Annotated in this window: 12 protein-coding genes; 4 read left to right on the top strand and 8 right to left on the bottom strand. The window is 70.4% G+C overall.

All coding sequences use genetic code 11. The annotated features are described in order from the left end of the window. Positions 1 to 9 precede the first annotated feature (9 nt). The 3 genes from OHU35_RS13820 (at position 10) to OHU35_RS13810 (ending at position 5,921) form a co-directional block, all read left to right on the top strand. Entirely contained in the window at positions 10 to 1,236 is a 1,227-nt protein-coding gene (locus tag OHU35_RS13820; RefSeq protein WP_405505411.1) for an ROK family protein, read from the top strand. Positions 1,237 to 1,641: 405 nt separating this feature from the next. Then, on the top strand, positions 1,642 to 4,389 hold the full coding sequence (ppdK, locus tag OHU35_RS13815; protein WP_372498806.1) for a pyruvate, phosphate dikinase: 2,748 nt from the start codon (positions 1,642 to 1,644) through the stop codon (positions 4,387 to 4,389). 194 nt (positions 4,390 to 4,583) lie between these two features. Continuing rightward, complete coding sequence (locus OHU35_RS13810; RefSeq protein WP_405505409.1) at positions 4,584 to 5,921, top strand: erythromycin esterase family protein; 1,338 nt, start codon at positions 4,584 to 4,586, stop codon at positions 5,919 to 5,921. 7 nt (positions 5,922 to 5,928) lie between these two features. Here the strand turns inward: OHU35_RS13810 and OHU35_RS13805 are convergent, their stop codons facing one another. The 8 genes from OHU35_RS13805 to OHU35_RS13770 all read right to left on the bottom strand — a co-directional run bounded on the left by OHU35_RS13805 (position 5,929) and on the right by OHU35_RS13770 (position 12,231). After that, positions 5,929 to 7,119, bottom strand: a complete 1,191-nt coding sequence (locus OHU35_RS13805) for a serine hydrolase domain-containing protein (RefSeq protein ID WP_405505407.1) — start codon at positions 7,117 to 7,119, stop codon at positions 5,929 to 5,931. After that, complete coding sequence (locus OHU35_RS13800) at positions 7,116 to 7,634, bottom strand: NUDIX hydrolase (protein WP_405505405.1); 519 nt, start codon at positions 7,632 to 7,634, stop codon at positions 7,116 to 7,118. Before OHU35_RS13800 ends, OHU35_RS13805 begins: the two co-directional genes overlap by 4 nt. A 91-nt stretch (positions 7,635 to 7,725) precedes the next feature. Next, the gene (locus tag OHU35_RS13795) at positions 7,726 to 8,226 is read right to left on the bottom strand and encodes an excalibur calcium-binding domain-containing protein (protein WP_405505403.1); all 501 of its coding nucleotides are present in this window, start codon (positions 8,224 to 8,226) and stop codon (positions 7,726 to 7,728) included. Between the two features lie 317 nt (positions 8,227 to 8,543). Continuing rightward, positions 8,544 to 9,287 carry an SDR family oxidoreductase gene (locus OHU35_RS13790; RefSeq protein WP_405505401.1) on the bottom strand — a complete coding sequence of 248 codons (744 nt, stop codon included), beginning with the start codon at positions 9,285 to 9,287 and terminating at the stop codon, positions 8,544 to 8,546. A 78-nt stretch (positions 9,288 to 9,365) separates the two neighbouring features. After that, complete coding sequence (locus tag OHU35_RS13785; RefSeq protein ID WP_189723339.1) at positions 9,366 to 10,475, bottom strand: NADH:flavin oxidoreductase/NADH oxidase; 1,110 nt, start codon at positions 10,473 to 10,475, stop codon at positions 9,366 to 9,368. A 171-nt stretch (positions 10,476 to 10,646) separates the two neighbouring features. Beyond that, positions 10,647 to 11,048 (bottom strand): RidA family protein, encoded by a 402-nt coding sequence (locus OHU35_RS13780; protein ID WP_189723337.1) that lies wholly within the window; start codon positions 11,046 to 11,048, stop codon positions 10,647 to 10,649. A 46-nt stretch (positions 11,049 to 11,094) separates the two neighbouring features. Then, on the bottom strand, positions 11,095 to 11,748 hold the full coding sequence (locus OHU35_RS13775; protein ID WP_189723335.1) for an NAD(P)H-binding protein: 654 nt from the start codon (positions 11,746 to 11,748) through the stop codon (positions 11,095 to 11,097). A gap of 51 nt (positions 11,749 to 11,799) precedes the next feature. Further along, positions 11,800 to 12,231: a VOC family protein gene (locus OHU35_RS13770; protein WP_189723333.1), complete on the bottom strand. Its 432-nt coding sequence runs from the start codon at positions 12,229 to 12,231 to the stop codon at positions 11,800 to 11,802. A gap of 116 nt (positions 12,232 to 12,347) precedes the next feature. Here OHU35_RS13770 and OHU35_RS13765 point away from each other — a divergent pair, with 116 nt between their 5' ends. After that, positions 12,348 to 13,016, top strand: coding sequence for a GntR family transcriptional regulator (locus OHU35_RS13765; RefSeq protein ID WP_189723331.1), 669 nt, complete (start codon positions 12,348 to 12,350; stop codon positions 13,014 to 13,016). The last annotated feature ends 113 nt before the right edge of the window (positions 13,017 to 13,129 follow it).

Here is a 13,129-nt window from a genome sequence, read left to right as displayed (position 1 = left end):
GGGGTGTGCATGACCGGACAGCCCGGAAGAACGGGACGCGGTGCCGGCCAGGCGAGTGCCGGCGAACTACTCGAACTGGTGCGCAGTCGCCGTGCCGTGACCCGGGGTGCCCTGCAGCAGGCGACCGGACTGTCCCGGGCCACCGTCGGGCAGCGGCTCGACCGGCTGTTCCGCGCGGGCTGGCTGCGCGAGGGCGCCGGTGGGCCGGTGGACTCCCCCTTGGGCGGACGCCCCTCCATCACCCTGGAGTTTGACGACGAGCACGCAGTCGTCCTGGCCGCCGACCTCGACACCCGGCACGCGCGGGCGGCCGTGCTGTCGCTGAGCGGCGAGATCCTCGCCGAGCACTCCGGCACTCTGGCCGTCGAGGACGGGCCGGACACCGTGCTCGGCGAACTCGGCCGCTGGTTCGCCGAGCTGCTGGAGAAGGCGGGCTGCCCGGCCGAGTCGGTGTGCGGTGTCGGGCTCGCGGTGCCCGGCCCGGTCGACACCGAGACCGGCCGCGTCGTCCAGCCGCCGATCATGCCCGGCTGGGACGGCTACGGCATACGGGCCCGGCTGGCCCGGGCGCTCACCGAGCACACGGGCGCCGCCGCCGTGCCCGTGCTGGTGGACAACGACGCCAACCTCATGGCGTACGGCGAACAGCGCACCGGCTACCCCGACTGCTCCGCCTTCGTGCTGGTCAAGGTCTCCACCGGCATCGGCGCCGGGGTCGTGGTGGACGGCTCGGTCTTCCGGGGCATCGACGGGGGCGCCGGGGACATCGGGCACATCCGGGTGCCGGAGGGCGCCCAGGTGCTGTGCCGGTGCGGTTCGTACGGCTGTCTGGCCGCCGTCGCGAGCGGTGGGGCCGTGGCGCGGCGGCTGGCGGAGGCCGGGGTGCCGGCGGCCTCCGGCTCGGATGTGCGGGACCTGCTGGCGTCCGGGCACCCCGAGGCGATCGGTCTCGCCCGGGAGGCCGGGCGCCGGGTCGGGGACGTCCTGGCGACCGTCGTGACCCTGCTGAACCCCGGCGTGCTGATGATCGCCGGGGATCTGGCCGGAACTCCCTTCCTGACAGGTGTGCGCGAACTGCTCTACCAGCGGGCGCTGCCCCGCTCCACGGCCCACCTGGACGTGGTGACCTCACGGCTGGGCGAGCGAGCCGGGCTGGTGGGAGCCGGTGCGATGGTCGTGGAGCATCTGTACGCCCCCGAGCGGGTCGAGGAGCGGCTGCGGGCGCTCGGCGTGTGACAGGGACATTTCGACCCCGCTACGCGTCCGCATGGTGAAATCCGGCGGGCTGTGGCAGCGTGATTCTCGCCACCTCTGATAAGGGTTGCGCTCAGATGAGCGGATCATGAGCGGCTGCACTTCTCCAAAGGGTGGCACTGAGTGCCACGCTTTGATCGTTCATCGATCGAACTCAAGCGTGTCGAAGGCCGCTCAGGTGAGCGCTCGGAGAGCTCAATGGAGGTTCATGCGTTCAAGAAGTGAACACATGCGGCTGTGATTGCTTGCCAAGCCTTGACTTTCGATCCGCTGGCGGACGAGTGGTTACAGGCGCATGACGCGCGCATGGACGTACCCAGACGCCTTCGATCTGGGTATGTTCCTCGCCGTCAGGGCAGCCACCGCGTCCTCGAGGAGTCGAGACCCGTGTCGGAAAACAAAGATCTCCCGGTAGCCGAGCAGGCCGCGAGCGTTGAGGGCGTGAAGTTCGTTTACGACTTCACCGAGGGAAACAAGGACCTCAAGGACCTCCTCGGTGGCAAGGGCGCGAACCTCGCCGAGATGACGAACCTGGGCCTGCCGGTCCCGCCCGGCTTCACGATCACCACCGAGGCCTGCAAGGTCTACCTCGACAGCGGCGAGGAGCCGGCGGCACTGCGTGACGAGGTGAGTGCACACCTCGACGCGCTCGAGGCCCGTATGGGCAAGAAGCTCGGCCAGGCGGACGACCCGCTGCTGGTGTCGGTGCGCTCGGGTGCCAAGTTCTCCATGCCCGGCATGATGGACACCGTCCTCAACATCGGCCTCTCCGACAAGTCGGTGCAGGGCCTGGCCAAGCAGGCCGGCGACGACCGCTTCGCCTGGGACTCCTACCGCCGCCTGATCCAGATGTTCGGCAAGACCGTCCTCGGCGTCGACGGGGAGCTCTTCGAGGACGCGCTGGAGGCGGCGAAGGCGGCCAAGAAGGTCACGGTCGACACCGAGCTGGAGGCGGCCGACCTCAAGAAGCTCGTCACCAAGTTCAAGAAGATCGTCAAGACCGAGGCCGGCCGGGACTTCCCGCAGAGCCCGCGCGAGCAGATGGACCTCGCCATCCACGCGGTCTTCGACTCCTGGAACACCGACCGGGCCAAGCTCTACCGCCGCCAGGAGCGCATCCCGCACGACCTGGGCACGGCCGTCAACGTCTGTTCCATGGTCTTCGGCAACCTCGGCCCCGACTCCGGCACCGGCGTCGCCTTCACCCGCGACCCCGCCTCCGGCCACCAGGGCGTCTACGGCGACTACCTGCAGAACGCGCAGGGCGAGGACGTGGTCGCGGGCATCCGCAACACCGTGCCGCTCGCCGATCTGGAGCAGATCGACAAGAAGTCGTACGACCAGCTGATGCAGATCATGGAGACGCTGGAGAACCACTACAAGGATCTCTGCGACATCGAGTTCACCATCGAGCGCGGTGTGCTGTGGATGCTCCAGACCCGGGTCGGCAAGCGGACCGCGGGCGCGGCCTTCCGTATCGCGACCCAGCTGGTGGACCAGGGCCTGATCGACGAGGCCGAGGCGCTCACCCGCGTCAACGGCGCCCAGCTCGCGCAGCTGATGTTCCCGCGCTTCGACGAGAGCGCGAAGGTCGAGCAGGTCGGCCGGGGCATCGCGGCCTCGCCGGGCGCGGCGGTCGGCAAGGCGGTCTTCGACTCGTACACGGCCGTGAAGTGGTCCCGCTCCGGCGAGAAGGTCATCCTGATCCGCCGCGAGACCAACCCCGACGACCTGGACGGCATGATCGCCGCCGAGGGCATCCTGACCTCGCGAGGCGGCAAGACCTCCCACGCGGCCGTCGTCGCGCGTGGCATGGGCAAGACCTGTGTCTGCGGCGCCGAGGAGCTGGAGGTCGACACCAAGCGCCGCCGGATGACCGTCCCGGGCGGGCACGTCGTCGAGGAGGGCGACGTCGTCTCCATCGACGGCTCCTCGGGCAAGGTCTACCTCGGTGAGGTGCCGGTCGTGCCCTCGCCGGTCGTGGAGTACTTCGAGGGCCGGATGCACCCGGGTGCCGACGACGCCGACGAGCTCGTCGAGGCCGTCCACCGGATGATGGCCTTCGCCGACCGCAAGCGCCGGCTGCGCGTGCGCGCCAACGCGGACAACGCCGAGGACGCGCTGCGGGCCCGCCGCTTCGGCGCCCAGGGCATCGGCCTGTGCCGCACCGAGCACATGTTCCTCGGCGACCGGCGCGAGCTGGTGGAGCGGCTGATCCTGGCCGACACCCAGACCGAGCGCGAGGAGTCCCTCAAGGAGCTGCTCCCGCTCCAGAAGCAGGACTTCGTCCAGCTCTTCGAGTCGATGGACGGCCTCCCGGTCACCGTCCGCCTCCTGGACCCGCCGCTGCACGAGTTCCTCCCGGACATCACCGAGCTGTCCGTCCGGGTGGCCCTCGCCGAGTCCCGCCAGGAGCCGCACGAGAACGAACTGCGCCTGCTCCAGGCCGTGCACCGGCTGCACGAGCAGAACCCGATGCTGGGTCTGCGCGGAGTCCGTCTCGGCCTGGTCATCCCCGGCCTGTTCACCATGCAGGTCCGGGCGATCGCCGAGGCCGCGGCCGAGCGCAAGGCCGCCAAGGGCGACCCGCGGGCCGAGATCATGATCCCGCTCGTGGGCACGGTGCAGGAGCTGGAGATCGTGCGCGAGGAGGCCGACAAGGTCATCGCCGAGGTGGAGGCGGCCTCGGGCGCCCAGCTCAAGCTGTCCATCGGCACGATGATCGAGCTGCCGCGCGCCGCCCTGACCGCCGGTCAGATCGCGGAAGCCGCACAGTTCTTCTCCTTCGGCACGAACGACCTGACGCAGACGGTGTGGGGCTTCAGCCGGGACGACGTGGAGGCCTCGTTCTTCACGGCGTACCTGGAGAAGGGCATCTTCGGCGTCTCCCCGTTCGAGACGATCGACAGGGACGGCGTCGGCTCCCTGGTGAAGCTCGCCGCCAAGGCCGGCCGCGAGACCCGCCCCGACCTCAAGCTCGGCGTCTGCGGCGAGCACGGCGGCGACCCGGAGTCGGTCCACTTCTTCCACGAGGTCGGACTCGACTACGTCTCCTGCTCCCCGTTCCGCATCCCGGTGGCCCGCCTGGAGGCCGGCCGGGCGGCGGTCCAGTCCCAGGGCAGCGACCACCGCTAGCCCGGGCCGCAGAACCCGGAGCCGTCGACGGTCCCCGACCCTCACCGATCGCGGCGGCTCCGGCGCACGAAGAAGAGCGGGGCGACACCTTGTGCGGAGGTGCCGCCCCGCTCTCGCGCGTTCCGTTCGGGTAGGGGCGGGTTCGGCGGCATCGGGCGCCGGGCACCTATGCGGATATGCCCTCCTTGCGCCGTATGACCTCTCTCGTGGTGACGTTGTCGCTGTCCCTCCTCCTCCCGGTCCCCGCGGCCGCCGCCGCTCGCGGGACGGCAGGGGATCCGGTGGTGCCGGCTCTGGAGCGGGCCGCGAGTCCCCTGCGCAGCGCCGAACCCGGCGGGGACACGGGCGACCTCCGGCCGGTCGGCAGGGCGGTCGGGGGTGCGGTCGTGGTGGGGACGGGGGAGGCGACGCACGGCTCGCACGACTTCCTCGCGGTGAAGGACCGGGTCTTCCGGTACCTGGTGGAACGTCGGGGCTTTCGCACCTTCGCCCTGGAGACGGCATGGAGCACCGGAGCGCGCCTCGACGACTACGTCGTGCACGGCGAGGGCGACCCGCGGCGCATCATGCGGGAGGACTTCCAGTACACCTACGTGCTGAACAACACCGCCGAGAACCTGGCGCTGGTGGAGTGGATGCGGGCGTACAACCGCGAGCACCCCGAGGACCCGGTCCGCTTCATGGGCGACGACTGGGGCTACACCGGACCGGAGCTCTACGACCGGGTGACGGGGTATGTGGCCCGGGTCCGTCCCGGACTCCTGCCGCGCTTCGAGGAGCTGTACCGCGGGCTGCGGCCGGCCCGCCCCTCCGGCGAATACCAGAAGGCGTATCTGGCCCGGCCTCTCGCCGAGCGGCAGGAGATGGCCTCCCGGACCGGACGCGCCCTGCGGCTGACGGAGTCACTGGAGCCACGCGAGGGGCCGGGGCGGGAGGAGTTCGCCAGGGTGCTGCGGCACGCCACGGTCATCGACCAGACGGCGACCGGCTACGGCTTCGACTTCGCGGATCCGCGGCAGGTCGCGGAGGCCATGCGGTGGCGGGACGAGGTCATGGCGGACAACGTCGTCTGGTGGCACGAGCACACCGGGCACCGGATCCTGCTGGCGGGCCACAACAACCACATCGGCTACGAACCCGAGGACCCGGAGGTCCTGCCCAGGACGCAGGGCGCGTTCCTGCGCGACCGGCTCGGCAGCGGCTATCTGAGCATCGGGCTCACCTTCGGCCGTGGCGCGTTCAAGGCCACCGACCCGGAGGAGACACACATGCTCACCCACACGGTCGGCCCCGCCCGGCCCGGCGGCAACGAGCACACGCTGGACCGGGTGCGCCACGAACGCTACGTCCTGGACCTGCGGACCGCCCCGCCCGCGGCCCGGCGCTGGCTGGGCACGGCCCGGCCCACGCGCAGTGTCGGCACCGCCTACCCGGAGGAGCGCAACGAGTTCGACATCGCGCTGGGCCGCTGCTTCGACGTCCTCATCCATCTGAAGCGGGTGCGGGACGCCGACCTGCTGCCGACGGCTTGAGCGCCGGTCATGGCCGGCACAGCATCCGGTCGATGAGCCCTTGGAGGGCCTTCTCGGTGGTGAGGAGCTGGGTGTCGTCGGTGGTGCGGCCGTTGACCGTGACGACCACGGACCGCCTGCCGTCGGCGGTGAAGCCCGTTCTGACGAAGGTGCCCTCGAGGTCGCCGTGGTGGCCCCAGCGGCTGCCGCCGCACGGCAGGGGCTGCCGCATCAGGCCGAGGCCGTAGCGCAGGCCGGGTGTGAACCGCTGGTGCTCCTCGTTGCCCGGGACGGTGCGGTGCATCGCGGCGAGCTCGCGGGGCGGCAGCAGCCGGCCGGTGAGCAGGGCCGTGAAGAACCGGTCCAGGTCGCGTGAGGTGGAGACCAGCGCACCGGCGGTACCGGCCCACGCCATGTTCCGGACGGTGGTGTCGGTGGAGCCGTCGGACCCGGCGAACCGGTGGTAGGTGCGGGCGTACGGCTCCGGCAGATACGGATCGTCCCCGGGGACCCTGGTGCCGTGCAGCCCCAGCGGGCGGATGATCCGGTCGTGCACCTCCACGGCCCAGGGGCGCCCCGTGACCTTCTCGATGATGGCGCCCAGGAGGTGGTAGCCGGTGTTGGAGTAACTCCAGCGGGGGCCCGGGTCGTCGGGGCCGGAGGGCGGGAAGTCCGGGGCGTGTCGCAGGGCCGCGTCGACGAGTCGCTCGGGGTCGATGTGGTCGAAGCGTCTGCGCTCGAACTCCGGGGCCGTACGGCCGGTCAGCTCGGTGGAGTCGTAGTCGTGCAGGCCGCTGGTGTGCTGGAGCAGGTGCTTGACGGTGATGCGGCTGCCGTCGTTGCCGTGGCCCTGGACGAGGCCGGGCAGCCAGTGCTCCACCGTGTCCCGCGGGGACAGCCGCCGCTCGGCGGCCAGTTGCAGCACGGTCGCGGCCACGAACGACTTCGTGACGCTGGCGGCCCGGAAGTGCGCGCCGCCCGGTACGGGCCGGCCGGTACCGAGGGCGGCCTCGCCGGCGCTCGCCTCGACTGTGTGCCGTCCGTCCCGGAAGCGGACATGGACGCTGACCGCCCGGGTGGATTCCAGGGCTCTGGCCGCTTCCTGTCGCAGCCGCTCAGGCGGGAGAGGGGCGGTGGCCGGGGACGAGGGTGTGCCGAGGCCCAGGAAGAGCGCGAGAGAAGCCAGGACGACTGCCGCCAGGCGGTGCGGCGCGATCACTGGGGCAGGCCTTCCCGCAGGCTTACGGCGGTGCCGGTCAGTGCGGCGGTGTGCAGGGCGGTCAGGGTCGGCAGCTGGTTCGTCAGCGGGGTGGATTCCAGGTCGCCGAGGGCGAACAGGCCGTCGTCGTCGTGCTCCGCGCTGCGCGTGACGGACAGCCCGGCCGGGAGGCGGCCGCCGTGGAAGTAGAAGTCGATCACCGGGCCCGTGCCCTTCACGTCGGCCCGGTGGTCGAAGCCGATGAGGCGGGGATCCCGGTCGAGGAGGATGCCGGTCTCCTCGTACAGCTCCCGGCGCGCGGCACCGACGGGGTCCTCTCCGTGGTCGAGCATGCCGCCCGGCAGCCCCCAGAGCCCGGCACCGGGCTGGCACCCGGCGTAGCGCAGCAGCAGGATCCGGTCCTCGGCGTCGAGGAGCAGAACGCAGGACGCGACGATGGTCTGCGGCAGCGTCTTGACCCACTCGGCGCGCGGCAGCACGGGCTGTGCGTCGGGGGCGGGCACGGTCGTGTCCACGGTGATGTTCCTTCCGTCGGCCGGGCAGCCCGTACGAGCTGCCCAACCGGAGGAACGGCCGGACGCACCGATGGTCACCGCCCCACCCGGGTCACGTGTCGCAGGCGACCCCGTCGTTGTCACGGTCCAGGTGGGAGGCGTACCCGGGTTCACCACGGCTGATGGGCGCGGCACCGGCGGCCCGGACGGCGCTGCAGTTGGCGTAGTAGACGTCGGTGTCGCCGGAGCCGGAGCCGCTGCCGCTGTCGTCGGAGCCGCCGCCCGTCGCCGGCCGGGCGGTGACGGTGGTGGTGGCCCTGACGGTCTTGGTGGCGGTGACCGTGGGAGCGGGTTCCGGCTCCTTCGCGAGCGGCGTCGCGGTGGCCGTCGCCGTCGCGGTGACCGTGACGGTCGGCTGGGGTCTGGCGGCCGCGGGCTTCGCGTCGGTGGTGGTGTCCCCGCCCCCGCCGATTCCTATGCCGATGAAGAGGGCCAGGCCCAGGGCGGGCAGCACGTAGCGCTTCCGGGCCCAGCGGGGTGCCTGTCTGCCGGGCTGCGGCATGGGCGGTGCGGGGTACGGGTTGTTGTGCGGGCCGGTGTACGGATTGGTCATGGTCATCCCCCCAGAGGTGGTACGTGAGGGGATGACCGTAGGACCGGGAGGCCCTCGATGAGGGTGTAGTGACCATCTTGTGATGGTTGTGTGAAGTCGAGCCGTGCGGCTACGAGCGGGACGGGCCCTTCACCTCGTACGTGATGCCTCCCGAGGAGCTGCCGGTGGTGCCGCTGGCTGGAGAAGTACAGGGTGTCGTTGCTCCTGCGGCACAGGTTCTCCGGGGCTGTGGAACTCTCCTTGAGGTTCGGCGGCAGCGGGCGGGCCCGATGCGGGTCGTCCCGCCGTCGCAGGGGCCCTCGTCCGGGCCTGGCGTGTTACCAGTTCTGGCGGGTGGGCGAGATGACCAGGTCGTTGACGGTGACGTCGGCGGGCTGGTCGAGTGAGTAGACGACGGCGTCGGCGATGGCCTCGGGGCTGATGGCGATGGTGTTGAGCTCTTGGGCGGCCTTGCGTCCGGCGGGGTCGGTGACCTTGTCGGCCCAGCCGGTGTCGATGACGCCGGGGCTGATCGTGGACGCCCTGATGCCTTCGTGGACGCCGAGTTCCTTGCGCATGGATTCGGTCATGGCCTGCACGAAGAACTTCGTCGAGCTGTAGACACCTGCGCCGTCGCCGACCTGGTGTCCGGCCACGGAGTCCATGTTCAGGATGTGGCCGGACTTCTGGCGGAGCATCACGGGCAGGACGGCGTGGACGCCGTTGAGGTAGCCGCGGATGTTGACGTCGAGCATCCGGTTCCAGTCGTGGAGCGCGAGGTCCTTCCAGTAGGAGAAGAGCATCAGGCCGGCGTTGTTGACGAGGATGTCGATGCGCCCGTAGGCGGCGACGGTGAAGTCGGCGAGAGCCTGCATGTCCGCGGCGTCGGCGACGTCGGTGAGCCTGGCGGCGGCGGTGCCGCCGGCCTTCTCGATGTCGGCGACCAGTCGGTCGAGGTCTTCCTGGCCGCGGGCGGCGGCGACGATCTTGGCGCCGCGGGCGGCGAGGGCCTTGGCGCTGACGGCGCCGATGCCGGAGGAGGCGCCGGTGATGACGACGACCTTGTCCTGCAGGTGGTTCATGGGGATCTCCCAATGCGGTGGTTCAGCACGCCTTCCCTGGTGGGGGCAGCGCGGCGGAGGCTGTACGGGGTGGGGAGGTCAGTGCTTGCGGCGCTTGACGACGTAGGCGTACTGGTCCGGCCAGGTCGGCTCGGCGTCGAGTGCGAGCGCGGCGTGCTGGGCCCAGTAGGGGTTGCGGAGCAGTTCGCGGCCGAGGAATACGGCGTCGGCCTGCCCGCTGGTGATGATGTCCTCGGCCTGCTGCGGCTCGGTGATGATGCCGACGGCTGCGGTGGGGATGCCGGTTGCCTGGCGGGCCTGGTCAGCGAAGGGCACCTGGTAGTTCGGCCCGGCGACGATCTTGGCGTCGCGGACCATGCCGCCGGTGGATACGTCGAGCAGGTCGACGCCGTGGGCTTGGAGTTCCTTGGCGAGGCGGACGGTGTCGTCCCCGGTCCAGCCCTCGCGGGTGTCCTCGGAGTTCTCGGTCAGCCAGTCGGTGGCCGAGGTGCGGAAGAAGACTGGCAGGTCCTCGGGCCACACGGCGCGGACGGCGTCGACGACCTCCAGGGCGAAGCGGATCCGGTTCTCGAAGCTGCCGCCGTAGGCGTCGGTGCGGTGGTTGGAGGCCGGGGAGAGGAAGGAGTTGATCAGGTAGCCGTGGGCGCCGTGCACCTCGGCGACCTGGAACCCGGCGGCCAGTGCGCGCCGCGCGGAGTCGGCGAAGTCGCCTACGAGCTGCTGGATCTCTTCCACGGTCAGCTCGTGCGGGTCAGCGAGTCCGTCGTAGGCGATCGCGCTGGGGGCGACGGGCTGCCAGCCGCCCTCGGACCCGGTCAGGTGGCGGTCGGACAGCCAGGGCTTGTCCACCGATGCCTTGCGGCCGGCGTGGGCGAGCTGGATGGCCGGGACGGCACCGTGCGCCTTGATGGCCTCGGTGATGCGGGTGAACGCTTCCTGCTGGCGGTCGTTCCACAGGCCCAGGTCCCAAGGGCTGATGCGCCCGTCGGGCCGGACACCGGTGGCCTCGGCCATGACCAGACCCGCACCGCCCGCGGCGCGGGAGGCCAGGTGGGCGAGGTGGAAGTCGGTCGGCGCGCCGGTCTCCTCGCCCTCGGGGGCGGCGGAGTACATGCACATCGGGGACATCCAGACCCGGTTGGGTATCTGAAGGGATCGCAGGGTGAGGGGGGTGAACAGCGTGCTCACGGTATTTCTCTTTCGGGTGGGGGAGGGCAGGCCGCAGGAAGGCCGGTGTTGAGGGGGAGAGGGGCGGGAGGCGCTCAGCGGACGGTGCGGGAAGCCGCGGCGTCCGCACGTGGGACGGGGACGGTGGCGGTCCGCTCGGCCAGCGTCACCCGGCCCGTGCCGGGGCCATCGTCAGGCGGGCAGGCGGGTGTCGAGGACGAAATTGACCTCGATGAGCTGACCCGGGAAGAACAGCGAAGCGACGCCGATGGTGGAGCTGGTGGGGCGGTGGTCACCGAAATAGGCCAGGTTCGCCGCGGCCATCGCCATGCTGTACTTCGGCAGGTCCACGATGAACTGAGTCTCGGAGACGACCTGGTTGCGCGTGGCGTCGTAGTGGGAGAGCACCTTCTCGAAGTTGGCGTAGGACTGCCTCAGCTGAGCGTCGAAGTCGCCCGGGTGGAGGAAGTTGCCCGCCGCGTCGTGCGAGAGCTGCCCGGAGACGTAGATGGTCTCGCCGACCTTGATGGCCTGGGCGAAACCGAACTCCTTCTCACCGGAAACGTCGTGGCTGTAGGAATCTATGGCGGTCATGGTGCTACTCCTTGCTGGTGGTGCGTTGGTCGACCGGGGTGGGAGGTCAGGCGGCCGCGAGCTGCGCCGCGGCGTCGGCGACGGGGGTGTCGCCGGAGGTGAGCTCGACGATCACGCGGTTCAGGCGCGGCTCGTGGAGGGCGGCGTCGATGAACGCGGCGACGTCGTCGCGGTGCACGTCGCCGTACTCGACGGCGGGGCCCGCCGTGACCCGGCCGCTGCCGGGGCTATCCAGGAGGGTTCCGGGACGGACGATCAGCCAGTCGAGATCAGTGCGCGTCAGGTACACGTCGGCGCTCTTCTTGACCTTGATGTAGTGCTCGAAGCCCTCACCGGCCTCGCCGCCGCGCAGCGCATCGGGGAACACCGAGACCAGGACGAACCGCGTCACCTCGGCGAGCGCGGCCGCGTCGGCGGCCTTCTGAAGGCCCTTGCCGTCGATGAGGGTCGTCTTGTCCATGCCGGTGCCGTGCGCGCCGGCCGAGAAGACCACCGCGTCATGGCCCTGCATCTTCTGCGCGAGGTCGTCGACCGCGTCGGTGATGAGATCACCGATCAACGGTGTCCCGCCGGCCTCTCGCACGGTCTCGCCCTGAGCGGGCCCGCGATGCATGCCGGTGACCGAGTCCCCGCGTGAGATGAGGAGCTGAGTGAGGCGGCGGCCGACTCCACCGGCAGCGCCGATCTGGAACACCTTCATGAGTTCGTCCCGTCTTTCGTGGGGGGGGAAAAGGGGTGCGGTGGCCGCCGGTCAGGCGGCGAACACCTGGGAGTCGTCGGCGAACGCCTTGAACTCCAGGGCGTTGCCGGCCGGGTCGAGGAGGAACATCGTGTGCTGCTCGCCCTTCTGGCCCGCGAAGCGGACATAGGGTTCGATGACGAACTCGACGCCTGCCGTGCGCAGCCGCTTGGCGAGCTCCTGGAAGGCGGGGATCGTCAGGATCAGCCCGAAGTGCGGCACCGGGACGTCGTGACCGTCGACCGGGTTGTGTATCCGCTGCGCGCGCTCAGGTGCCAGATGGGTGACGAACTGGTGGCCGTGCAGATTCCAGTCCACCCAGGTGTCCGCGCTGCGGCCCTGCGCCAGACCCAGCACGTCGCCGTAGAAGCGACGCGCGGCAGCCAGGTCGTCGACCGGCACGGCCAGGTGGAACCGGGGGATCGGGGAGTCGAGAACAGTCACGGCACTGCCTTTCCGGGAGTGGGTCCCAACGGGGTCTCCCATTGTCCTAATGTTAACAATGAGACAATAACGTGATGTTAACATTAGGACGTAGCTCGAGGAGGTGCAAGTCAGGCATGAGTGATCAGCGCAAGGTGTCTCCGGCCCGCCGCCGTGGCCTGTCGGACGAGGTCGCAGACCGGATCCGGGAGGCCATCTTCAGTGGGGTCTACGCCCCCGGCGCTCAGCTTCGCGAGGTGGAACTGTCCGCCATGATGGATGTCAGCCGCGGCCCGGTACGTGAAGCACTGCGCGTACTGGAGCGCGAGGGGCTGGTCCACTGCGCGTGGCACCGCGGGACCACAGTGACGACGGTGTCTCCTGAGGATGTCGCGGAGCTGGACAGCCTGCGTGGCGCACTGGAAGACCTGGCGGTCCGCCAAGTGATCACGCGCGCCTCGGACGAGGACATCGCGTCCCTCGCCAAGGCAGCCGAGGTCATGAAGCACGTATCGGACGCCCACGAGATGGTGAGACTGGACATCGCCTTCCATGACGCCGTCTTCGCCGCCGCCGGCCACCAGCGCCTCGCCGACGCCTGGGACGGAATTCGGTGCCAGGTCCACCTGTTCCTGCTGACCCGGATCAACCTCAGTACCGACGGGTACCTCGGCTGCATCCCGCGCGAACACCAGGGGCTCGTGACCGCGCTGCGCTCCCGCGACACCGAAACCGCGCTCGGCCTCTTCGCCGCACACCGCCGCCACGCCGTCGACGTGGTGACCGGAAACGCCGACCCGAACTGAGTGCCGAGGGCGGCTGCCCGCAGTCAGCCGGCCTGGCCGGCGAGCGTGATCGTGACCTGGTTTCACCGGGCTGTACCGACGTGTCCAGGGGACCGATCTCCGGGCTATGCCTC

Origin of the sequence: Streptomyces purpurascens (genome assembly GCF_045040895.1) — a bacterium.
Classification (GTDB): Bacteria; Actinomycetota; Actinomycetes; order Streptomycetales; family Streptomycetaceae; genus Streptomyces; species Streptomyces purpurascens.
The sequence above is the reverse complement of the archived record's forward strand: the minus strand, read 5'-3'. Positions and strand labels throughout refer to the sequence as shown.